A 21543-nucleotide genomic window follows, 5' to 3' on the forward strand; every position below is an offset into this window, starting at 1 on the left:
CACGTTATGCAGAATTATTGACCGCCAATTAAAAGGCTTCGCCCCTTAAACGCTTAAGGAACGAAGCATGCTTGCGGCTAACTCTTTTGCAATTAACGCTGCAGTGACTTGCTTAACGCTGTGTCACTAACTCGCGATGGATTGATTAATCATCGCTGCGATTAATGACCAGGTCACCTAGGTAAGGGAAGTCAATGGCGTTGACCACTGGCTCAATGTCGATACCCTCTGCGGCGGCGTAGGCCAGATTCTGCCAATGCAGCATGATGAAGCCGGCATCTTCATACAGCATAGCTTCAGCTTCGCGGAGCATTTCGTTGCGTTTTTCTAGGTCGACTTCGCTATCAGCTGCGGTGACCAATGCATCGATTTCTTCGTTGCAATAGTTGCCGTAGTTATATTGGCCAGCGCCAGATTCATCATCAATGCAGAAGGAGAGGTACTGGAAGAAGTTAGCGGTGTCTTCGGTATCCGAGTGCCAGCCAAGCAGCGCCATATCAGATTCGCGCGTATCGTACTCCGGCCAATACTGGGCAAGCGGCATGGTGCGCAGGTTAACATTAATGTTAATTTGCGCCAGCATGTTGGATACCGCTTGAGCGATTTGAGCATCGTTCACATAGCGGTTGTTGGGCGCGATCATCTCAACGCTGAAGCCATCTTCATAGCCTGCTTCGGCCATTAGCTCTTTGGCACGCTCAATGTCATAGCGCGGCACTAAATCCGAGTTGTGACCTGAGTAGCCCATCGGTGAGAACTGGCCAGCCGGTGTCGCGAAGCCGCGCATCAAACGATCAGCAATACCTTCCTGATTGATGGCTAAATCAACGGCTTGACGAACGCGAGCGTCCTGGAAGGCTTCCACACGCTCTTCGTTCATTTGGAGGCCAATAATGCGTGTTCCGTCAATCTCAACTAAATCAACGCCGTTGGCTTCCCGCACGCGATCTAAGTCATTGGGCGGTACGGCATCAATGAAGTCGACACCGCCTGAAAGCAGGGCAGCAACGCGTGAGGCATTTTCAGCAATAGGGGTTAACACGATGCTTGAAACGTTGCCTTCGCTTTCGGTGTCCCAATAGTCGTCAAAGCGCTCGAAATCAACCCGTACGCCCTGGCGGCGGTCGGTGACAACGAAGGGGCCAGTGCCTGAAACGTTGCGTGAAGCGAAGGAGTTACCGGCTTTAACTATTTCAGCTTTGTCTTTGCCATCGTCAGTTTCACCGCTGTAGTACTCGCTATCCATTGGGAATATATAGGTGGCGAGGTTAAGCAGCAGCGGGTAAGGCTCAGTAGTCACGATTTCAACGGTATAGTCGTCAATGGCTTCGACGCTCGCTACCGGCTCAAAAATGGCGCGGTAGTCAGGGCTTTCTTTTAAACGCTCAATGGTCCAAACCACGTCTTTGGCAGTGAAGGGGTTACCCGAGTGGAAAGTGACGCCTTCACGCAGTGTCATGCGCATGGTGGTTTCGTCGACCTGTTCCCACTCACTGGCTAGGCGAGGCTCGAATTGAAAGTCTTTTGTCCAGCGTACTAGCGGGTCAAACGTTAAATGCGATAGGCGCAGCATGCCGCCGGATAGCTGCTCGTGTGGATCAAGCGTTTCAGGATCAGCGGAGTAACCAATGCGCAACGTTTCAGCGCTAGCCGTCATCGGCAGCAGCGTCGTACCGGCAACCACTGCACCAATAACAGTCGCTAGCAGAGTCTTCTTGAACGTCATATTCGTTCCCTTTATTCATTGTTTATTATTAATTTTACGGATGTTTTCTTGTATCGAGCGATACGTTAAATTGAGAAAACGCCAGTAAAACAGACACGGTCAGCTCGTAAGCTATGCTAACAACATAGTGAATACCCATAGCCTCATACAATCGAAATAATGACAGGCATCATTCGTCTACTAAATGACAGCGCTAAGGACGGCGTACAATCGCCTACTGACTCGGCAAAAGCATTGCAGGTAAAATAGCGCAAACATCAGAGAGGGACTCACCATGTGGAAACAAATTGGCATCGCCGTAATAGCAGGGTGGCTGCCCGTCGGTAGCGTGGCCTCTGATCAATCGCTGCAGCAATCGCCGGACATTACAGGAATGCTTGAGGGCGATTCACAAGAGTGGTTTGTATTAAGCCAAGGTGATGACTCCAATGCCTCGTTCGTCGAATTTGGTGACGACATTAACATCGATATCACCGGTTTTATCGACCCTGAGCGCTGGGATGCGCAAGAGGCGCTGTCTATTAGCCTAACTGTGCGTGACGGTCAGTTGTTGAGTGCCGCCGTTCTTCAGCTTATTGGCACATCGACGTCCCCGCCTTTATATACTTCTGACGGCGGTGACGTGACGGTTTCACTGACGCACTACGAGCGTGATGGCCAAACGGTGCATGTGGCGGGCACCATCCAAGGGATGCTGGCGCTTCAAGTTCAGCTAGGTGATGCGCCGGATCCCAATGAAAGCATTGATATTGACGTGACGTTCGATATCGAGGCGCAGAAGATAGAGTTTTAAATCTAAGGCCCAACTGCGCCGGGCCTTCTTGTGTCGCTCAACCGAACTGCTGATGCAGCCAGCTATTAATAGTATCTGACTCGTACATCCATTCCTCACGCCCATCGTCATGAGCGATCTTTAAACACGGCACTTTACTTTTGCCGCCGCCTTCTAAGAGCGCCTGCTTGTGGGCGGGGTCAAGCTGAGTATCGCGTAACTCAATATTCAATCCCAGGCGTGCAATCTCTTTACGTACCTTTATGCAAAAAGGGCAGGTGCGAAATTGATACAGTGTAAGGCCCTGGCACGCTTGATCAACGCGAGCCTGATCTTCAGGCGTGCGCTCAATTGACGTCGGTGTAGTGAGCTTTTCCGACACAATCATAACGGGGGCGAGTACGGCGCGAAGACCACGGAAAAAGTAGCGAATAAGAATGCGCATATAGGGCTCCTTGGCTGATAACAGCATGACAAGTGGGTCGACGAATTGGCGATAAAACGCATAAAGAGTGGCCGCATCCTGCAACAACTGAAGGGATTTGTCACTTGAAGAGCTTTGACGGGCGTTAATCGCGGTTTATAACGATGAGGTGATGAGCAAATTGCACCAGCATGCTAGGCTATTTAGCTATTTTTGCGCTTATTTTGTAATGCATTTATGGGCAGTTAACTAGTTGAAATCATTTATTGGCGATTAACGGGGCGAGAGGCATGCACCTTCATATTATTGGTATCTGCGGCACCTTTATGGGCAGCCTAGCGTTACTGGCGCGCGAGCTGGGGCATGAAGTTAGCGGCTCTGATAAGAATGTTTATCCGCCCATGAGTACTCAGTTGACTGATGCTGGGATTACCTTGATGGAGGGTTATACAGCAGAGCATTTATCGCCAGCTCCCGATCTTGTCATCGTAGGTAATGCGTTATCACGCGGTAATGCAGAGGTCGAAGCGCTACTTAATAGCGGCGTGCCGTATACCTCGGGTGCGCAATGGTTGGCTGAGCACGTGCTGCCAGGGCGGCGCGTTATTGCCGTTGCCGGCACCCATGGCAAAACCACGACGGCTAGCGTTGTCGCGTGGCTATTAGAAAGCGCCGGTTTAGCACCGGGCTTCTTGATTGGCGGCGTGCCGCGCAACTTTGGCGTATCGGCACGGCTAGGCGATCCACAGGCGCCGTTTATAGTCGAGGCCGATGAATATGACACGGCCTTCTTCGATAAGCGCTCCAAGTTTGTTCACTATCGCCCTCGTATCGCGATTCTCAATAATCTTGAATTTGACCATGCTGATATCTTTCCCGACCTGGCCGCCATTGAGCGCCAGTTCCATCACTTGATTCGCACCGTGCCCAGCCAAGGTCATTTGCTGGTCGCTGATGAGCAGCCCGCCCTGGACCGCGTTCTGGAGCAGGGAGCCTGGACGCCGGTCGCGCGCTTTGGCAATCAAAACAATAGCCAGTGGCAGCTGCGCTTAGAACGTGCTGATGCCAGCCGCTTTCAGGTCATCCACTGCGCGGATGAGCACGGCCAGGATGAAGATGCTGTCGTTGAGTGGCCGTTAACGGGAGAGCATAACGCGCGTAATGCGCTTGCCGCGCTAGCAGCCGCGCACCTGTGCGGGGTTGATTTAGCCCGTGGTTGCGCTGCATTGGCGCGGTTTGAAACGCCCAAGCGGCGCCAGGAAGTGCGTGGTGAAATCAGTGGTATTCAGGTGATTGATGATTTTGCCCATCACCCCACGGCCATTGCCGCCACGCTCAAAGGGCTACGCGCCGCCACTACCAAAGGCCGCTTGCTGGCGGTTATTGAGCCACGCTCAAATACCATGCGTTTAGGCGCGCTACGCGAGCGTTTGCTTGAAAGCGTTGCTGATGCTGATGCTGTGTTTTGGTTTCAACCCAGCGGGTTGGACTGGTCGATGGAGGAGCTTGTCGCCGAGCAAGATGGCCGTGGGCAACTATTTAGCGAGATCACGGCGCTAGTAGAGGCCGTGGTTAGTCAGGCGTCACCGCTAGATCGTATTGTGGTCATGTCCAACGGTGGTTTTGAGGGCGTTCATGAGCGCCTGCTTGCCGCGCTAACAATCGCCAAGGAGAGCCAAGCGTGACAAACACAAGCGGTACATCGTTCAAAAAGCCGATTACGGTGGCGCTGACGGGCGCCTCGGGGGCGCAATATGGCTTACGCCTGATTGATGTATTGGTCGCCGCCGGTCATGAAGTATGGGTTATGGTGTCAAAAGCAGCCCACATGGTGATCGCAACAGAAACGCCTTTCTCACTCCCCGCGCAGCCCCAGCGTTTAGTGGAGGCGCTCAGTGAGCGCAGTGGGGCGCAGGCTGGGCAAATACGCTGCTTTGGGCGTGAGGACTGGATGGCACCCGTGGCATCCGGTTCAGGCGCGCCCTCAGCCATGGTCGTTTGCCCGTGCTCCACTGGATCGTTGTCAGCTATCGCAACAGGGGCCAGTAATAACTTGATTGAGCGGGCCGCGGATGTCGCTATTAAAGAGCGGCGCACGCTGGTGCTGGTGCCGCGCGAAAGCCCGCTGTCGCCCATTCATCTTGAGCACATGCTGGCGTTGAGCCGCCTGGGGGTGGTCATTTTGCCTGCTGCGCCAGGATTTTATCATCGCCCTCAGAGCATTGATGATCTTATTGATTTTATCGTAGCGCGTATTCTTAACCAGCTGGGCATTGAACATACTTTGCTCCCTCGCTGGGGCGAAGCTGGTAGTGCGGCGACTCCTCCTTCTGCACAGGAAGATTTATAGATGATGTCTTGGGCGACACTTTCGGTTTTTGTGCCAACGTTTCTCTTTGTTTCACTAACGCCAGGGATGTGCATGACGCTCGCCATGGTGCTTGGGATGACCCAGGGCGTTAAGCGGACGCTATGGATGATGATCGGGGAACTGGCGGGCGTGGGCTTAGTCGCCGCCGCCGCCGGTGCGGGCGTTGCCGCGCTCATGCTGCGTCAGCCTGAATTATTTGTGCTGTTTAAATGGGTTGGGGGCGCCTATCTCGGTTATTTAGGCATCATGATGTGGCGCTCGCGTGGGCGTATGGCGATTCCTAGCGAGCTGGATGCCGGCCCACCGGCCAGCCGCCTTCAATTGGTAACGCAAGGGTTTGTCACGGCCGTAGCCAATCCTAAAGGATGGGCCTTTTTTATGGTTTTGCTGCCGCCATTCTTGGACGGTGGTCGCCCTCTGTTTGGCCAGCTCAGTCTTCTGATTGCAGTGATTTTGACTATCGAGTTTGCGAGTATGCTGGTCTATGCCACTGGCGGCAAAACGTTGCGCAACGTGCTGGGTAAAAGCGGCAACGTGCGTTTGCTAAATCGCATAGCCGGTACGCTAATGATTGGCGTGGCCCTGTGGCTGGCGCTGGGTTAGCTAATACCTGGTCGCTAAACCGGTGGCAGCAGTCCTACGCGGGCGCTAATAAGTACTAAAGATGCGATACATAGCAGCAGCCATGGGCAGGGGCGTAAACACGCTCGAGGCTGCTGCTGCCAATGAAGCAGTGTCAGTGCACATACCACCAGCCCTAATAATGCCCCGCCAACAAGATCGCTAAACCAATGCACCCCCACCACCAACCGCGATAGTGCCATCGGTAGCGCAAAAGAGAGGGCTACCCAGTAGGCCCAAAAACGTTGTTGTCGCGGTAGTTCGGCAGCAATAAAAGCTGCCGCCAGACCCAACAGAACCACGGCCGTTGATGTATGGGCGCTGGGATAAGAAAACGAGCCCATTAAGTAGTCCGGGGTGCCTGGGCGAGGACGAGCAAACAGCTCCTTAATCAGTGTGTTGAGCATCGCTACGCCGCCTAATGCGCCGCTCCAATGCAATAGAGCATCCCACCTATTGCGCACCAGCATCCAGATTGCCCAGGGCAGCGTTAACGCGATAATACCGTAGGTGTCGCCGATTCGAGCAAAAACATTCGCGATTATGTAGGTGATATCGCTGTGCAGCCATACGAACATGCGCTGAACGAGTAAATCCATTTCCAGCGGGCCGTGATGATTTATAACCAGCAATGTCCAGCCAGACAAGCTGCCTAACGCGATCACTAGCAGCAGCAACGACGCCAGTGGGACATCGCCCGTTTGGCTCATTGCAAGCCAAGGACGTCGTAATAGCGGGATGCGGCGAATACTTCCGGCAATGATGCGATAAAGCCGACCATGGCGCGACGCCTGATGCCGGCCCCAAGAGAAAATAACCGCCAATACAATAATGATAAACGCGAGTATCACTAAGCCTGCTTCTAAGCCGGGCGGTAGATTTAGATGGTGCTGCCAAGCGCGCCCAAGCAAATAGCCGGGCAGTATATAGGCGGGCGCCCAAAGCGCTGCTGAGATTATGTTGGCCAACACAAAAGTGCGCGGCGGCATGCGCATCATGCCTGCCACTAATGGAATGATGGGCCTCACTGGGCCTACAAAACGGCCAATAAAAACGGATGAAACGCCATAGCGCTTAAAGAAGCGCGTACCCCGATCTAGCCATTCAGGGTGCTGCGACAGTGGCCAGCGCTGAGTCACCTGCTCGCGATGTTTAAAACCCAGTGAGAAGCTAATGCCATCGCCTAAAACGGCGCCGATGAAGGCCGCGCCTATCAACCATGCCAGGGCAATATCCTGATGGCCAGCTAATGAAGCCATCGTGGTTATTAACATAACGCCGGGTACTAGCAGGCCCACTAGCGCTAGAGACTCGACAAGTGCAATAACGAGAACTAGGCAAAGTAACAGCGGTGGGGATAACGTTAAAGACTGTAGCGTATCAGCGAAGGACACAAGCCTCTCCAGCTAAATGTTTGAATAATAAGTAAACGGAGGCTAAGCGTGCGCGATAGCCGCGCCGCGTGCTTCTAAACGGCTTAAATAACGTTCGAAACTTTCTACGCGAGCAGGTATGCAGGCTGCAATACGTACTTCAAGTTGCCCTGTTTCGACCAAAACACACCGAGAAAGTGCCCGCTGTAAGCGTTCACGGACCAATAGTGCACCGCTTTCACTGGTATCTGGCAGCACAAGCCAGAAAGTAGCATTGCTCGTACGCCCCAGAACATCATGGTCGCGGCAGCGGCTGTGAACCTCACTGCACAGAGCGCCTAGCAGTGCTGTTTTGGCGCGCTGGCCAAACTGCTCCTCGGCCATATCTAGCTGGGGAAGGTGCAATACTAACAGGGCTAGCTGCTTATTAAGCATCTCTGCGCGCTGGTATTCACTATGCAGCCGCTCTTTAAACGTATCAATATGGTAAGCGTTACAGTCGCTGTCGTTTGGGTCGGTGGCGCGTAGCAGTGCTTGGCGACGGGCATGCTCCCAGCGCGGTAAGGCGAGAAGAAGCGTTATTGTGACGTAGCCCACGACATTCGAAGGTGATGAATTAGCCACGGCAGGCAATAGCCACCACAGCGGCCCTGCGATTATGTTGATGGTAATCGCAGCCGACAGTGGCAATAGCAAAAATGCAGCGATAACAGGGAGGCCTAGCCAAATAGGTGACACCTGCGGCTGATAGTAAAATGCGCCAAGTACTACGGCGTAGACACTGCAGAGTAAAATCATGCGGGGTAGGTAAGCCGCTAGCTTTTGCCCCATGTGCATCAAAAGTGCCGATATGAGTAGCAGCGTTGTAAAGGTAGGAATTAATAAATCACGATATTCCCCCATCGCATAAAGCCAAAGCGCATAGCTTGCCATCAGTACAATGCTTGACCCGTAGGCTTGCGCCATTAAGCGTCTTGGGATGCGCTGCTGTGTCATGTTGTCTCTCGCGCTATCGATTGCTTGCTCATTTTCGCTAGCGTAGCGGCATCGATATCCGTTAATCCAAAATGTTCGCTCGTTGTAACATCTGGCAGCGCGGTTAGCAGTATGCGGCGCCGGTGTGCTGTCTCTTGCACAGAGCGGGCAAGCAGTATCGTGACCAACGTTGTGTTGTTGATGCGATAGACGTTTTCGAACGCGTGTGTCAGGTCGCACAGTTTATGTGCAGTGGGCCAAAGCTGGTGGCGTTTCACATGCAGAATAAATATTTCGGCGTGCGTTCCCTCGCGTTGACAGCGCCGCTGCTCCCGAGGGATATCACGAAGCAGCTGCTCCTCAGCCCATAGATTTAGACCTGGTATCAAGCGTAAGCGTTGGCGAATAGCCCCGTTCATATCGATAAGTTGCTGTGCCCGCGACAGGGCGATCAAACTGAGTATTATCACGCTAGCTAACAAGAGTATGAGAGTCGGGGTGTCCAACTGAGGTGCCACCATTGCCGTACTAATCAGCGCAGCACTTAGAGTAAAGGCAGTGCCCCATCTGCGTTGCGGTAACATCAGCATGGCAGCCCACGCCCAAATTAAAATGCTGCGCTGCTCTGGTGCTGTGGCTATTAACCCCATCAATAGTGCGCCGGGTACTATTTGCCATGGCAGCCCTCGTGAGCGGCGGTGGCTAAAGTCGAGCACTAGCGCAGTGATACACAGCCAGCCGACGGAAAGCCAAAGCACTATGCTGGCAGCGTTGGACGGGGCGGGTGCCCAAAACGCTAAGGCGGCGGCAGCGGCGAATAGATTGGCTCGTAATAGGCCGATTTTGTACTTGCTTTGCATGGTGGCTTATTATTCGTCCTGAGTAACCTATCGTCCTGAATAATCTGGCGCGCTTAGGCAAATGGGTGAGCGCAGGATGGTAAACGTACGCTGTATACATTAGCGCCTTAGTCATCCTTAGCATAACGTCCAAAAGGCGTAACATCTTTATCAGCGTGAAAAACGGCAACGCGAGCATGCTTGCCGGCCTTGAAGAAGCAATATTAGTTGACGACCCTAGCCAGTGCTTAGGGCACCTATAACCGAGTATGCGCGACGACGCGCGGAGACAGCATGAGCGTTTCAACACCGTTCCAAAGCGGGGCCCTTCAACACCTTTCTAGCGGTGATGTGCCCGCCTACATGCAGGCACTGGGGCAGGCGGCTCGGCACGCTGCCAGTGAGCTGCGGCGAGCGGATACTGGCTTGAAAAATCGTGCTTTATTCGCCATTGCCGATCGCTTAAAGGCTGCGCGCGCACGCATTTTAGACGCCAATGCAGCAGATTTACAGCGCGGTCGTGAAAACGGTTTAGAGAGCGCGCTACTAGATCGTTTAGCGCTGGACGAGGTGCGGGTTAGTAGCATGATTGAAGGCCTTCATCATGTGGCAGCGCTGCCTGATCCGGTGGGCGAGATTGACGATATGCAGTTCCGACCCAGCGGTATTCAGGTGGGTAAAATGCGCGTGCCGCTAGGCGTTATCGGTATTATTTATGAGTCACGTCCAAACGTGACGCTGGAAGCCGCAAGCCTGTGCTTGAAGTCGGGTAATGCCTGTATTTTACGCGGCGGGTCGGAGGCTAGTGAATCCAACGCTGCCATCAGCGCTTGTATTCAAGCAGGGCTTGCGGATGTAGGGCTGCCCGCTGGAAGCGTGCAGGTGGTTGCCACGACTGATCGCGCGGCCGTCGGTGAAATGATCAGTATGCCCGAGTATGTTGATGTGATTATTCCACGGGGCGGGAAATCACTGATTGAGCGTATCTCCCGTGAGGCGCGCGTGCCGGTGATCAAACATTTGGACGGCGTATGCCATGTGTACATTGATACAACGGCGGATCCCGCTAAAGCACTAGCGATTGCTGTCAATGCCAAAACACATCGTTATGGCACCTGCAACACGATGGAAACACTGCTGGTGGATGCGCCGATTGCAGACCTGCTGTTGCCTGAGCTAGCGCGCGCTTATGGCGAGCATGACGTTGAGCTGCGTGGCTGCCAGCGTACGCTGGCGCTATTGCCCCAAGCCATTGCTGCCACGGATGCCGACTGGACAGCGGAGTATTTAGCTCCGATTCTGGCCATCAAAATCGTTGATGGCATCGAGGAAGCCATTGCGCACATAGAGTTTTACGGCTCCCATCATACCGATGCGATTGTCACTCAAGATTACTCGCTGGCACGACGCTTTATGGCTGAAGTTGATTCCAGCTCAGTGATCGTCAATGCATCAACGCGTTTCGCCGACGGTTTTGAGTACGGCTTAGGCGCTGAGATTGGTATTTCAACCGATAAGCTTCATGCCCGTGGCCCGGTAGGGTTAGAAGGGCTTACAACACGTAAGTACGTGGTGTTTGGTGACGGGCAGGTGCGCGAGTGATTAGGTGGAATAATAAGGGGGTGAAATGAGCAGCCATGAACCTCGTGTTGGTATGCTTGGCGGCACATTTGACCCCGTTCATCTGGGCCATTTGCGTAGTGCCGTGGAGCTACACGAGGCGCTGGCGCTTGATCAATTGCATATGATTCCAGCGCAGCAGCCACCGCTGCGCGGACGCCCGCAGGTATCTGCCCAGCAGCGCTTGTCACTGTTACAGGCGGGTATCGGCGACACTCCAGGGCTTGTCGCGGATGACCGTGAGCTGCAGCGCGGCGGGCCTTCCTACAGTGTCGATACGCTGGCCGAGCTGCGAGCCCATTATGGCGAGCATGCCCGCTTAGTAATGGCCATTGGCTATGATGCCTTCCTGCGGCTTGCGCAGTGGCATCAGCCTGAGCGCATATTTGCACTGGCCCACTTGGTGGTCATTGCGCGGCCTGGCTACAGTGACGCGTTGCCTGAATCATTAACGGAACTGGTGGGGCAACGTGGAGTCGATAGCGTAGAACAATTGATGCAGAGCCCCCGCGGGGGATATTTATTCCTTGAACTGCCTTCATTGTTGGCAATTTCCGCCACGGGCATTCGCGAGTGTTTATATCAAGGCAAAAGCGTGCGTTATTTGATGCCAGAGCCCGTTGAGCAGGCCATTAAGCACCACGGACTTTATCAGCAGTGAGATATAGCGCTGGCAGTCAGCAAAGAAGCCGTTACAATGGCCGGCTTTATTGACCGGTTATCGAACGAGGTTGTCTTTAGGAGTCATGCACATCGATACATTGAAAAGCCTAGCGGTTGACGCGCTAGAAGAGCTAAAAGCACGTGACATTACGCACTTGGATGTTTCCAAATTAACCGAGGTCACTGACCTCATGCTGATTGCCAGTGGTACATCTACTCGGCACGTAGCCGCGATTGCCCAAAACGTGGTTGAAAAAGCCAAAGCGGCCGGGCTGCGTCCTCTGGGTGTTGAAGGTGGCGATAATGCTGACTGGGTGCTTGTCGACCTAGGCGACATTGTAGTGCACGTCATGATGCCTGAAGCGCGGCTTTTGTATGATTTAGAGCGTCTTTGGGCTGATTTGCCGAGCGACTCTAACGCTATTGACGAATCGCTTGAACGCTTCCGCGAGCGGGCCAGTATGTCATGAAAATTCGGCTGTTAGCCGTGGGTAACAAAATGCCTGCCTGGGTAGAAGAGGGCGTGGAGACCTACCGCAAACGGCTGCCGCGAGATTTTAATCTCGAGATTGAAGAAATTGCGCTTGGGCAACGTGGCAAAAATGCCGACATTGCAAAAGCGCGTGCTCAAGAAGCACAGCGGATTCGCGATAAGCTGCGTGGTGATGAGTACGTTGTTGCATTGGAAGTGAAAGGTAAGCCGTGGACCACCGAGCAATTAGCCCAGGAAGCCGATGATTGGCGTATGACCGGGCGCGATATTGTTCTGCTGGTCGGTGGGCCCGATGGGCTTGAGCCTTCGCTTTCGGCGATGGCGGAAAAAGCCTGGTCGCTTTCCCCTTTAACGCTACCTCATCCTCTGGTTCGTATTATGCTGGCTGAGCAGCTATATCGTGCTTGGACACTGCTAGTGGGCCATCCCTATCACCGCTAAAGATTGAATGGTGGGCAACCACTGTTCTCGACTTGCGGCGCTCATTATTCGATTTGAGAGTCATTTTTGCCATGCTCAAGCGCCCCAACACGCTTAAAAACTCCGAGCAAGAGCTGCGTATTTTTCGAGTCAGGGCGCTGATCGCTATCTTAGCCGTGTTGTTACTTGCCTGCCTATTAACGAGCCGATTGGTCTACTTACAAATCGTTCAACATGATTTGTACAGCACACGCTCTGAAAATAACCGTGTACGCGTGGAGCCACTGCCGCCCAACCGAGGTTTGATTTACGACCGTAATGGCGTTCTGCTGGCAGAAAATCGTCCGACCTATAACTTAACGTTGGTGCGTGAGCGGGTCGATAATTTAGATGAAACGCTGGCGCTTTTAGTCGACCTGCTCGAGTTGCCTGAAGAAGAGATTGAGGCATTCAATGTTCGCTCGCGTCAGCGTCAACGACCTTATCAGCCCGCGCTATTGACCAGCGATCTTAGTGAAGAGCAAATTGCGCGTTTAGCGGTTAATCGCCATCGACTACCGGGTGTAGAAGTGGAGGCCCAGCCGCTGCGCTTTTATCCCGATGCTGAAGTCATGGCCCACGCATTGGGCTATGTGGGACGTATAAACGCCCAAGAAATGGAGACCCTGGATGCGGGCCGCTATGCGGGCACGCATTTTATTGGCAAAACGGGCATCGAGCGCTTTTATGAAGAAGAGCTTCACGGCCAGGCGGGCTTGCGCAAGGTAGAAACCAATGCCCGCGGTCGAGTACTAAGAGAGCTGGGGCGAACCGACCCTGTGCCAGGCGAAAACCTGACTTTAACGTTGGATAAATCGCTTCAAATGCTCGCGTATGAGCTGCTTGATGGCCGTCGCGGCTCCATCGTCGCTATCGCGCCTGCAACGGGCGAAATTCTGGCGATGGTGTCCACACCAGGGTTTGATAGTAACCAGTTTGTCACCGGTATCGATGTGGCTTCTTATCGCGCTCTGCAGGAAAATCTTGATCTGCCTTTGTTTAACCGCGCCATTCGTGGCCACTATCCACCTGGCTCTACAATTAAACCTTTTTTAGCGCTGGCGGGGCTTTCCGAGGGCGTGATTACACCCGACAGCACGATTAATGACCCTGGCTACTATCAATTGCCTAACGATACGCGCCGCTACCGCAACTGGCTGCGTTGGGGGCACGGGCGGGTAGATTTAGAGCGAGCGTTAGCGGTATCTAATAACACTTACTTCTATACCTTGGCCCATGACTTGGGTATTGATAGCCTGCATGATCGCATGAGTGACTTTGGTTTCGGTCGGCGCGTGGCGTACGACGTTCAGGGCGAAAGTGGCGCTCTAATGCCTTCTCGGGATTGGAAGCGTGGGCGCTTTAACCAGCCCTGGTACCCGGGTGAAACCCTGTCAGTAGGCATCGGGCAGGGTTATTGGCAGGTGACGCCTTTGCAGCTTGCTAGCGCCACTGCGACGCTGGCCAACCGCGGCCACTGGGTTAGGCCACGGCTAGCGCGCCAAATTGGCGATACACCTGTTCCCCGAGACCTCCCAGACACCTTGGACGATATAACGTTGGCCAACGATGGCTGGTGGGATCGCGTTTTCAGCGGTATGGAAAAGGTGTTAAGCGGTAGCGAAGGAACCGCTCGCCGCACCGGCGCTGGACTTGAGTATCGTATGGGCGGTAAGTCAGGCACTGCGCAAGTGTTTTCGCTAGGTCAAGACCAGCGCTATAACGCGGATGAGCTAGCAGAGCGGCTGCGTGACCACGCGTTGTTTGTGGCGTTTGCACCGTTAGACGACCCTCAAATCGCTGTTTCCGTTATTGTTGAGAATGCCGGTGGCGGTAGTACGCATGCTGCCCACCTGGCGCGGGCCATGACCGATGCTTGGCTTCTAGAGGATGAAGCGCCTGACGTGGAAGAAGTGCGCGAAGCGCTAGCGGATGATAATGCCAATGTGGAGGGAAACTAAGCCATGCCGTGGCATTTTATAGCTCGATCAATGCGTGGCCATCCCGTCCGTCCGCCGGATAGCGGTATTTCACGGCGTAAAAGTATTTGGGAGCGAATCCATCTTGACCCTTGGTTACTGGGGCTACTGCTCGTCTTGATGGGCGGTGGTTTAGTGGTTCTTTATAGCGCCTCTGGTCAGTCTCTTGACTCTGTCATTGCTCAAGGCGTGCGTTTTTGCCTAGCGCTGACGGTGATGGTGATTATTGCGCAGTTCTCTCCGTCGACTTTTCTACGCTGGGCGCCACTTGGCTACGGGATCGGTGTAGCAATGCTATTGGCGGTTGATTTAGTTGGCGATGTGGGGATGGGTGCCAAGCGGTGGTTGGAAATTCCCGGCGTGATTCGTTTTCAGCCCTCCGAGATGATGAAATTAGCGGCTCCTATAATGGTGGCGGCCTACCTTAGCCGCTGTGAACTACCGCCGCGCCTGCGCGATATCATCGTATGTGGTGTGATTATTGGGGTGCCGGTAGTGTTAACGGCGATTCAGCCAGACCTGGGAACCTCGCTTTTAGTCGCCAGCGCGGCGTTAATTGTGGTGCTGCTAGCAGGCTTGTCGTGGCGATTGATAGGATTTATTGCCGTACTGGGCGCCGCGGGCGTTCCGGTACTGTGGATGAATATGCATAATTATCAACGTCAACGGGTACTAACGTTTTTAAACCCTGAAAGCGACCCCTTGGGTTCGGGTTGGAATATTATTCAATCGACCACGGCCATTGGCAGTGGTGGAATATGGGGTAAAGGCTGGCTTCAAGGCACTCAGTCGCAGCTAGAGTTTTTACCCGAGCGGCACACGGATTTCATTATTGCCGTATTAGGCGAAGAGTTCGGGTTGGTGGGGATGCTGGTGCTGCTGTGTTTGTATCTGCTGATCGTGAGTCGCGGTTTATGGATGGCAAGCTCTGCTCAGGATACCTTTGGTCGCTTGGTCGCAGGCAGCATTATATTGACGTTTTTTATCTATGTGTTTGTCAACATGGGCATGGTGAGCGGAATTCTGCCTGTTGTAGGCGTGCCGCTACCGCTGGTGAGTTATGGTGGCACCTCAAGCGTGACCTTGTTAGCGGGTTTCGGTATTCTCATGTCTATACATGCCCACCGTCGGCTGCTGTCGCGTTAGAGATAATGTGCAAGGCTCCACTTGTGCTGTTCGCGCGCGTTGCTCGGGAATGGAGGCCTCAGGAATGAAATGTTCAGGAGTAGAAAAATGAACGGGATTCACGGCAGGACGAGCAGCTATTTTTTAGCAGCGCTGATGTGCTGGGTAACGCCAGCGGCGCTAGCCGACGAGCCTTCGCAGGCGTCTCAACAGCAGGTTGCTCCGCAGTACAATACGGATAGTCAAGCGCTGGTAGATGAACTCGTCGCAGAGGGCCTGCCAAAAGCGTGGGTGGAAGAAGCGCTGGGGCAGGCGAGTTACACGCAAAGCGTGCTAGATGCTATGGAAGGAGCGGCGGAGCGTCGCCTGCGTTGGTACGAGTATCGCAATATTTTTATGACCGAGCAGCGTATTCAAGAAGGCGCTGAATTTATTAACGCTCATGCTGATGCTTTAGCACGTGCCGAAAGCACCTACGGAGTTCCCGCAGAAGTTATCACCGCCATTATCGGTGTTGAAACGTATTACGGGCGTCATAAGGGGCAGCACCGTGTGCTAGATTCGCTTGCGACGCTGGCGTTTTATCACCCCACAAGAGGTGCGTTTTTTCGTGGTGAACTGGCCGCTTTCTTACGCATAGCGTATGAGCAGCATGTTGATCCCGCTGAGTTACAGGGCTCTTACGCTGGGGCTATGGGTTACCCGCAGTTTATTCCTACGAGTTATCAAGCCTACGCCGTCGATTTTGATGGCGATGGAATTCGTGACCTGTGGGAGAATCCAGTCGATGCTATTGGCAGTGTTGCTAATTACTTCGCCGTACATGGTTGGAAGCAGGACGCGCCTATCTATCACCTGGCCAGTGGCCCTGACGTATTGCCCGTCGAGCTATTGGATGAACTTTCGTTCAATCAAACCTCAGCGCCTACGGTGAGTGTTGCTGAGCTCTCCGCGCACGGCATTGAGCCTAACGAGCCGTTAGACAGCGATTTGCCGGTGATACCGCTGGCACTTGAGTTTGCTGATGGTGAAACGCACTATCGGTTTGGTGAGTATAATTTTTATGCTATTACCCGCTACAACCATAGTCACCTGTATGCAATGGCCGTGGCTGAGCTATCAGAAGCGATTGCTGAGCGATATGAGGACGAGGAATGAATGCTCATTTATCAGCGTTACGATTAGCGAAAATGCAGCTTACAGTGCCTCTGAGAGCGGGCGGTGTACTCGCCATAATGGCATTGGTTGGCGGCTGTGCGAGCAACAACGTTCAGCGTACTGATACGCCCAGCTCAGCCAATCAAGCTGCCGCTACGGCCCCAGCGCCAACGGCTGCCAATACGGCTGGAGGGCGCTACGCGTTAACGGGCGATGCTTACCCGATTGAGCCGCCGGATGTTGCCAAAGTGCCGGATGCAGAGCCGCGTATTGAGCAACCCTCAGCAGGTGGTAACCGTTCGACCTATGAAGTGTGGGGCAAAACGTACCACGTATTGCCTGATGCGACAGGCTACGAAAGACGCGGTACGGCGTCGTGGTATGGTGAAAAATTTCATGGCTATGCCACCTCAAACGGGGAAATTTACGACATGTATAAAATGTCGGCAGCTCACCGTTCACTGCCATTGCCTACCTATGCGCGCGTAACAAGTCTCGATAGCGGCCAGTCGATTATTGTCAGGGTTAACGATCGCGGCCCGTTCCACAGTGATCGTGAAATCGATTTGTCCTACGCGGCAGCGGCTCGGCTAGGCTTTCTCGATAACGGTACGGGGCCTGTGAAAGTGGAGGCTATTGATTCCGAACGTTGGGTCGCTGAACGTGGTGGGGCAACCCCGGAACGTGCCGTGAGTCAGGTGCCCGCGACTCGTCCGTCGCCTAGCGTTGCCACGCAGCAGCCCGCTGCACCCGTGCCAGCTGCTCCTGTTCAAACAGCGGTTGCTCAAGCGCCTGTTGTTCAAGAGCCATCGGCACCTACGACAGCCGGTGATAGCAGTGGGGCTATGTATCTACAGATTGCCGCTTTGGGTAGTCCCGAAGGTGCACAGCAGTTACAGCAACGGTTGGAAGGTGAACAACCGCACTCAGTGCGTATAATGAACGACGCGGATATGTATCGAGTGCAGGTGGGCCCTATTGCACCGGCGCAAGAATCTCAAGCACGTGAAGCGTTACGTCAAGCGGGCTTCCCTCAAGTGTTTGTTGTGCGATAATTCACTGCCTATCTATTTCTGGCGGCGCGACTGACGCGCCGCTGTTTTTTTCCAAGTAAGCTTTCAAGTAAGTGAGACTGACGTTATGAACGTGTTTACATCCATTGGCCGCTCTGCACGGCTGTGCCTTTTTGCTGCCATGGCAACTGTTACTTTGCCTGCCGCTGCCCAGGTAATTCCTCAGCCACAAACAATTATTCCGGCGGCACCACAGTTAGCGGCAAGTTCGTGGATACTCATGGATGCCAATAGTGGTCGCATATTGGCCGAGCATAACTCGGATGAACGCCTTCCCCCGGCCAGCCTGACCAAGCTGATGACCGCTTACTTGGTTGAGCGCGAGCTTAATCGAGGCACCATCAATCTGACCGACATGGTTAATGTCAGCGAGAACGCTTGGCGCACCGGCGGCTCGAAAATGTTTATTGAAGTAGGCGACCAAGTTTCTGTCGATAACCTGCTCCACGGTATCATTATCGTTTCAGGCAACGATGCGAGTGTGGCCATGGCCGAGCATTTGGCCGGTGGCGAAGCGCCTTTTGCAGACCTGATGAATCAGCACGCCACGCGTTTGGGCATGAACGACACTAACTTCCAGAACGCTACTGGTTTGCCTGCTGAAAATCATTACTCAACCGCCCATGATCTGGCGCGCTTGTCACGCCATATCATCAATGATTATCCTGACCATTATGAAATCTACTCGCATCGCTCCTTCGCCTTTGGCGGCATTGATCAGCCCAACCGCAATCGCTTGCTGTGGCGTGACACCTCGGTAGATGGGCTTAAGACTGGCTGGACAACCGAAGCGGGTTTCTGTTTGGTATCTTCGGCAAAGCGTGACGACATGCGTTTGATTTCTGTTGTCATGGGCACCAATTCTGACGAAGCGCGTGCTCAGGAAACGCAAAAGCTGCTTAGCTACGGCTTCCGCTTCTTTGAAACGATGAAGCTTTACGAGCGTGGCGCTGTTCTCGCTACGCCGCGCGTTTGGGGTGGTGATATTAACGAACTGCGAGTCGGCGTTGATGAAGAAGTCTTCATGACTCTGCCGCGCAATCGTAATGAAGAACTTCGCGCTCGCCTGAATCTTGATCCAGACCTGAAAGCGCCGATTGCCATTGGCGACGAGGTGGGTACGCTAGAAGTGCACCTGGGTGATGAAATCGTGGGCGAGCGTCGTTTAGTCGCTTTGGAAAATGTTGAAGAGGGTGGGCTGTTCAAGCGTCTGTTTGATCAGGTTCAGCGCTTCTTTAGCGGTCTGATCAGTAACTTTACCGACTAGTTTGACGTTGGTATGTTCGCTGATTAGTCCAAACGTATATTGACGATGAAAGGTTTGCTATGAAAAAAGGTGTCCCTCAGGGAGTCCGCGATTTGCGCCAGCCGGCAGTGCTGGAGCCGCCTAAAATCACCTTTCCCTGTGATTATTCATTAAAAATCGTAGGAGACGCCGCGGACGATTTTCCGGCCAGCGTATGCCAAGTCATTGTGCAATACGCTGCTGATTTCGATGCGACCACGATGCAGGTGGTTGACAGTCGAAACGGGCGTTTCCAGTCAGTGCGTGTGGTGATTAGAGCAACGGGTGAGCAGCAAATAAAACAATTGTTTGATGCTCTAAAGGCTACCGGTCGTGTCCATATGGTGGTGTAATCGTGCAAGATTCGGCGCCGATTGAGCTACATCGTTTAGGTCGCCAGCCGTATCTTCCGATATGGGAGGCGATGCGCTCGCTGACCGATACCCGAGATGAGCATACGCCTGATCAATTCTGGCTAGTTGAGCACGACCCTGTATTTACTCAGGGCCAGGCAGGTAAGCCGGAGCATTTGCTAATGCCCGGCGATATCCCAGTTGTGCAGACTGATCGCGGCGGTCAGGTCACCTACCATGGCCCTGGCCAAGTGGTGCTTTATCCGCTTTTAGATGTGCGCAGGGGTAAGATCGGTGTGCGTGATTTGGTGACCGCGTTGGAGCGCGCGGTGATTGAGGTATTGAGCAGCTATGGTCTTAATGCATATGCCAAACCTGACGCGCCTGGCGTTTATGTTGCTGGCGGGGCAGGTGAGCAAAAAATCGCCTCGCTAGGGCTGCGTATTAGACGGGGTGCCAGTTTTCATGGGGTGGCGTTAAACGTGGATGGCGATTTATCGCCTTTTCTGCGCATTAATCCGTGTGGTTATGCCGGCATGCCGATGGCGAAATTGTCAGATTTTGTGACATTACCTGATGAGCACTGCGTAGGCGATCAGTTGGCGCAAGCGTTAGCGGCTCAGTTAAAGCGCCGTTTATTGCTCGTTGAGCCGTTGCCAGCACACTAATTTTTTAGGGCTTTTGTCTAGAACCGTTATGTTCTAGATACATGATTTCTCAATGCTATAAATTGCCGCTGTACCGGGAGCCTAGAGGTTAGCTTTCAGTACAGCGGCTTTTTTATGCCTAGCCTACATTGAACGTAGGAATACGATTGGGATCGGGTTCTTGATGCTGGCCGGGAATGGCTGCAGGTGAGGCAAGGCCTAGGTTATTCTTTTCAAAAACGCGGTCAGCGCGATAGCTTGAGCGCACGAGCGGACCTGATGGAACTTCCATAAAGCCCTTTTCAAGACCAATCTCACGGTAGCGATCAAATTCTTCTGGTGTTACCCAGCGCTCTACCGGCAAGTGGTTTTTGGTTGGGCGCAGATATTGCCCAAGCGTCACAATGTCGACACCTATTTCACGCAGGTCGTCAAACGTTTGTAAGATCTCTTCGTCGGTTTCACCTAATCCCAGCATTATGCTGGTTTTGGTGATGATGTCAGGACGGTAGCGCTTGGCATGAGCAAGCACATCAAGAGTTTTACGATAGCCTGCACGCCGGTCACGTACGCGCCCCGTTAATCGCTCAACGGTTTCAACGTTTTGGGCAAATACCTGTAGCCCGGAATCAACGACGCGCTCAATCGCCGTGAGTTCGCCATCAAAGTCAGGTGTTAACGCCTCAACGACAACGTCCGGCGTGCGCGCTTTAATGGCGCTTACGCAGTTGGCGTAATGCGTTGCACCGCCATCGTCTAGATCATCACGATCTACCGAGGTCAGTACAATATAGCGCAGCCCCATCAGCTCGACTGACTTGGCCGTGTTTTCAGGCTCTTCAAGATCCAGCCATCCTTGTGGGTTGCCGGTGTCTACTGCGCAGAAGCGGCATGCGCGTGTGCAGACGGAGCCCATCAGCATGATAGTTGCCGTGCCGTTGCTCCAGCACTCGCCCATATTAGGACAGTGTGATTCCGCACATACGGTGCTAAGTCGATGCGTGGCGACGTTTTTCTTCACCGCTTCAAAGCGTTCGCCACCCGGGATCTGAGCACGTAACCACTTTGGCTTGCGCTCAAGAGTAGGGGTTTCTGCCTGCTCTTTGCGCTGCTTCATGCCATCCTTAATTACCGACATGCCATGTTCATTACGGAATTTTTCACCGCTAGACACGCGCTGCGAGGGAATCTTGCTCATAGGGACAGAGCCTCTCTATTGTGCGGTAGGCATGGTAACGGAGGGGGCGCTCACCTCTCACTCAGCCTGCCAGTTGATGCGTAACTCGCTGGATAATTCTTTAGCCTAATGGGCGCTAATGTAACATATCTCGCCGTCAACAAGACACCGATAGGCGCCACTGCCAGGGCAACCCGAATCGGTCTACGGGCTGTCGTGCTAAGGGCCAGATGCCCAGTTGAAAGAACTGAAGAGCGGCACTTAATAGTCATGAAAAAGAGATGTGAAAATAGCCTTAAAAATAGCGAGGGCATTTATTTTTGGCTAAAGATCGACGTCATGCAGCTAGTGTCCTAAACTATGTTGCGTTGCAGCATCATTGCTTTCGGGTCTGATGCTTGTGCATCTGC

At 53.5% G+C, this 21543-nt stretch carries 21 protein-coding genes; 15 read left to right on the forward strand and 6 right to left on the reverse strand.

Going from position 1 to position 21543, the window contains the following annotated elements; genetic code table 11:
• Positions 1-145 precede the first annotated feature (145 nt).
• Positions 146-1726 carry an ABC transporter substrate-binding protein gene (locus tag ACT3RP_RS13515; RefSeq protein ID WP_096279557.1) on the reverse strand — a complete coding sequence of 527 codons (1581 nt, stop codon included), beginning with the start codon at positions 1724-1726 and terminating at the stop codon, positions 146-148.
• 274 nt (positions 1727-2000) lie between these two features.
• On the opposite strand from ACT3RP_RS13515, the gene ACT3RP_RS13520 reads away from it, so the two are divergent.
• A complete protein-coding gene (locus tag ACT3RP_RS13520; protein WP_096279558.1) occupies positions 2001-2519 on the forward strand; it encodes a hypothetical protein in 519 nt (172 codons plus the stop codon).
• Positions 2520-2556: 37 nt separating this feature from the next.
• On the opposite strand, the gene ACT3RP_RS13525 is transcribed toward ACT3RP_RS13520, so the two are convergent.
• Positions 2557-2943 carry a glutaredoxin family protein gene (locus tag ACT3RP_RS13525; RefSeq protein WP_096279559.1) on the reverse strand — a complete coding sequence of 129 codons (387 nt, stop codon included), beginning with the start codon at positions 2941-2943 and terminating at the stop codon, positions 2557-2559.
• Between the two features lie 269 nt (positions 2944-3212).
• Between ACT3RP_RS13525 and mpl the strand changes: the two genes are divergently transcribed.
• From mpl to ACT3RP_RS13540, 3 genes are read left to right on the forward strand one after another with little or no spacing between them, the layout of a single operon-like run.
• Entirely contained in the window at positions 3213-4607 is a 1395-nt protein-coding gene (gene mpl / locus ACT3RP_RS13530) for a UDP-N-acetylmuramate:L-alanyl-gamma-D-glutamyl-meso-diaminopimelate ligase (protein WP_441684788.1), read from the forward strand.
• Complete coding sequence (locus tag ACT3RP_RS13535; protein ID WP_096279563.1) at positions 4604-5272, forward strand: flavin prenyltransferase UbiX; 669 nt, start codon at positions 4604-4606, stop codon at positions 5270-5272. The genes mpl and ACT3RP_RS13535 overlap by 4 nt, the downstream gene beginning before the upstream one ends.
• Entirely contained in the window at positions 5273-5896 is a 624-nt protein-coding gene (locus ACT3RP_RS13540) for a LysE family translocator (protein ID WP_176483389.1), read from the forward strand. It abuts the gene before it with no gap.
• Positions 5897-5910: 14 nt separating this feature from the next.
• On the opposite strand, the gene ACT3RP_RS13545 is transcribed toward ACT3RP_RS13540, so the two are convergent.
• Genes ACT3RP_RS13545 through ACT3RP_RS13555 form a run of 3 tightly spaced genes read right to left on the reverse strand, consistent with a single transcriptional unit; the run spans position 5911 to position 9122 of the window.
• Positions 5911-7308, reverse strand: coding sequence for a bifunctional DedA family/phosphatase PAP2 family protein (locus ACT3RP_RS13545; RefSeq protein ID WP_483393982.1), 1398 nt, complete (start codon positions 7306-7308; stop codon positions 5911-5913).
• A 42-nt stretch (positions 7309-7350) separates the two neighbouring features.
• The gene (locus ACT3RP_RS13550; RefSeq protein WP_483393983.1) at positions 7351-8283 is read right to left on the reverse strand and encodes a diguanylate cyclase domain-containing protein; all 933 of its coding nucleotides are present in this window, start codon (positions 8281-8283) and stop codon (positions 7351-7353) included.
• On the reverse strand, positions 8280-9122 hold the full coding sequence (locus ACT3RP_RS13555) for a hypothetical protein (protein WP_483393984.1): 843 nt from the start codon (positions 9120-9122) through the stop codon (positions 8280-8282). Before ACT3RP_RS13555 ends, ACT3RP_RS13550 begins: the two co-directional genes overlap by 4 nt.
• 273 nt (positions 9123-9395) lie before the next feature.
• Between ACT3RP_RS13555 and ACT3RP_RS13560 the strand changes: the two genes are divergently transcribed.
• The 11 genes from ACT3RP_RS13560 (at position 9396) to lipB (ending at position 19977) form a co-directional block, all read left to right on the forward strand.
• Positions 9396-10703, forward strand: a complete 1308-nt coding sequence (locus tag ACT3RP_RS13560) for a glutamate-5-semialdehyde dehydrogenase (protein WP_483393985.1) — start codon at positions 9396-9398, stop codon at positions 10701-10703.
• A 25-nt stretch (positions 10704-10728) separates the two neighbouring features.
• On the forward strand, positions 10729-11382 hold the full coding sequence (nadD, locus tag ACT3RP_RS13565) for a nicotinate-nucleotide adenylyltransferase (RefSeq protein WP_444625621.1): 654 nt from the start codon (positions 10729-10731) through the stop codon (positions 11380-11382).
• Between the two features lie 85 nt (positions 11383-11467).
• Positions 11468-11854 (forward strand): ribosome silencing factor, encoded by a 387-nt coding sequence (gene rsfS / locus ACT3RP_RS13570; RefSeq protein ID WP_096279575.1) that lies wholly within the window; start codon positions 11468-11470, stop codon positions 11852-11854.
• Positions 11851-12318 (forward strand): 23S rRNA (pseudouridine(1915)-N(3))-methyltransferase RlmH, encoded by a 468-nt coding sequence (gene rlmH, locus ACT3RP_RS13575; protein ID WP_096279577.1) that lies wholly within the window; start codon positions 11851-11853, stop codon positions 12316-12318. Before rsfS ends, rlmH begins: the two co-directional genes overlap by 4 nt.
• Positions 12319-12389: 71 nt before the next feature.
• Positions 12390-14297 carry a penicillin-binding protein 2 gene (gene mrdA / locus ACT3RP_RS13580; protein WP_096279579.1) on the forward strand — a complete coding sequence of 636 codons (1908 nt, stop codon included), beginning with the start codon at positions 12390-12392 and terminating at the stop codon, positions 14295-14297.
• A 3-nt stretch (positions 14298-14300) separates the two neighbouring features.
• Positions 14301-15461 (forward strand): rod shape-determining protein RodA, encoded by a 1161-nt coding sequence (rodA, locus tag ACT3RP_RS13585; RefSeq protein ID WP_096279581.1) that lies wholly within the window; start codon positions 14301-14303, stop codon positions 15459-15461.
• An 87-nt stretch (positions 15462-15548) separates the two neighbouring features.
• Positions 15549-16598 carry a lytic murein transglycosylase B gene (gene mltB, locus ACT3RP_RS13590; protein ID WP_096279583.1) on the forward strand — a complete coding sequence of 350 codons (1050 nt, stop codon included), beginning with the start codon at positions 15549-15551 and terminating at the stop codon, positions 16596-16598.
• Positions 16599-16630: 32 nt separating this feature from the next.
• A complete protein-coding gene (locus tag ACT3RP_RS13595) occupies positions 16631-17653 on the forward strand; it encodes a septal ring lytic transglycosylase RlpA family protein (RefSeq protein ID WP_483393986.1) in 1023 nt (340 codons plus the stop codon).
• An 85-nt stretch (positions 17654-17738) separates the two neighbouring features.
• Entirely contained in the window at positions 17739-18938 is a 1200-nt protein-coding gene (locus ACT3RP_RS13600; protein ID WP_096279585.1) for a D-alanyl-D-alanine carboxypeptidase family protein, read from the forward strand.
• Positions 18939-18997: 59 nt separating this feature from the next.
• The gene (locus tag ACT3RP_RS13605; protein WP_096279587.1) at positions 18998-19309 is read left to right on the forward strand and encodes an HP0495 family protein; all 312 of its coding nucleotides are present in this window, start codon (positions 18998-19000) and stop codon (positions 19307-19309) included.
• Between the two features lie 2 nt (positions 19310-19311).
• A complete protein-coding gene (gene lipB / locus ACT3RP_RS13610) occupies positions 19312-19977 on the forward strand; it encodes a lipoyl(octanoyl) transferase LipB (RefSeq protein ID WP_096279589.1) in 666 nt (221 codons plus the stop codon).
• Between the two features lie 118 nt (positions 19978-20095).
• On the opposite strand, the gene lipA is transcribed toward lipB, so the two are convergent.
• Positions 20096-21154: a lipoyl synthase gene (lipA, locus tag ACT3RP_RS13615; protein WP_483393987.1), complete on the reverse strand. Its 1059-nt coding sequence runs from the start codon at positions 21152-21154 to the stop codon at positions 20096-20098.
• Positions 21155-21543: the final 389 nt, after the last annotated feature.

The sequence above is a fragment of the Halomonas sp. AOP5-B2-8 genome (assembly GCF_052376475.1).
GTDB classification, from domain to species: domain Bacteria; phylum Pseudomonadota; class Gammaproteobacteria; order Pseudomonadales; family Halomonadaceae; genus Vreelandella; species Vreelandella casei.

What these genes read in the sequence shown, in the direction of transcription:
- mrdA (WP_096279579.1), top strand. Translation starts at nt 12,390, where the DNA reads ATGCTCAAGCGCCCCAACACGCTTAAAAACTCCGAGCAAGAGCTGCGT.
- ACT3RP_RS13605 (WP_096279587.1), top strand. Translation starts at nt 18,998, where the DNA reads ATGAAAAAAGGTGTCCCTCAGGGAGTCCGCGATTTGCGCCAGCCGGCA.
- nadD (WP_444625621.1), top strand. Translation starts at nt 10,729, where the DNA reads ATGAGCAGCCATGAACCTCGTGTTGGTATGCTTGGCGGCACATTTGAC.
- lipA (WP_483393987.1), bottom strand. Translation starts at nt 21,154, where the DNA reads ATGAGCAAGATTCCCTCGCAGCGCGTGTCTAGCGGTGAAAAATTCCGT.
- rsfS (WP_096279575.1), top strand. Translation starts at nt 11,468, where the DNA reads ATGCACATCGATACATTGAAAAGCCTAGCGGTTGACGCGCTAGAAGAG.
- mltB (WP_096279583.1), top strand. Translation starts at nt 15,549, where the DNA reads ATGAACGGGATTCACGGCAGGACGAGCAGCTATTTTTTAGCAGCGCTG.
- ACT3RP_RS13560 (WP_483393985.1), top strand. Translation starts at nt 9,396, where the DNA reads ATGAGCGTTTCAACACCGTTCCAAAGCGGGGCCCTTCAACACCTTTCT.
- ACT3RP_RS13595 (WP_483393986.1), top strand. Translation starts at nt 16,631, where the DNA reads ATGCAGCTTACAGTGCCTCTGAGAGCGGGCGGTGTACTCGCCATAATG.
- mpl (WP_441684788.1), top strand. Translation starts at nt 3,213, where the DNA reads ATGCACCTTCATATTATTGGTATCTGCGGCACCTTTATGGGCAGCCTA.
- ACT3RP_RS13515 (WP_096279557.1), bottom strand. Translation starts at nt 1,726, where the DNA reads ATGACGTTCAAGAAGACTCTGCTAGCGACTGTTATTGGTGCAGTGGTT.
- rodA (WP_096279581.1), top strand. Translation starts at nt 14,301, where the DNA reads ATGCCGTGGCATTTTATAGCTCGATCAATGCGTGGCCATCCCGTCCGT.
- rlmH (WP_096279577.1), top strand. Translation starts at nt 11,851, where the DNA reads ATGAAAATTCGGCTGTTAGCCGTGGGTAACAAAATGCCTGCCTGGGTA.
- ACT3RP_RS13555 (WP_483393984.1), bottom strand. Translation starts at nt 9,122, where the DNA reads ATGCAAAGCAAGTACAAAATCGGCCTATTACGAGCCAATCTATTCGCC.
- ACT3RP_RS13525 (WP_096279559.1), bottom strand. Translation starts at nt 2,943, where the DNA reads ATGCGCATTCTTATTCGCTACTTTTTCCGTGGTCTTCGCGCCGTACTC.
- ACT3RP_RS13540 (WP_176483389.1), top strand. Translation starts at nt 5,273, where the DNA reads ATGATGTCTTGGGCGACACTTTCGGTTTTTGTGCCAACGTTTCTCTTT.
- ACT3RP_RS13550 (WP_483393983.1), bottom strand. Translation starts at nt 8,283, where the DNA reads ATGACACAGCAGCGCATCCCAAGACGCTTAATGGCGCAAGCCTACGGG.
- ACT3RP_RS13600 (WP_096279585.1), top strand. Translation starts at nt 17,739, where the DNA reads ATGAACGTGTTTACATCCATTGGCCGCTCTGCACGGCTGTGCCTTTTT.
- ACT3RP_RS13520 (WP_096279558.1), top strand. Translation starts at nt 2,001, where the DNA reads ATGTGGAAACAAATTGGCATCGCCGTAATAGCAGGGTGGCTGCCCGTC.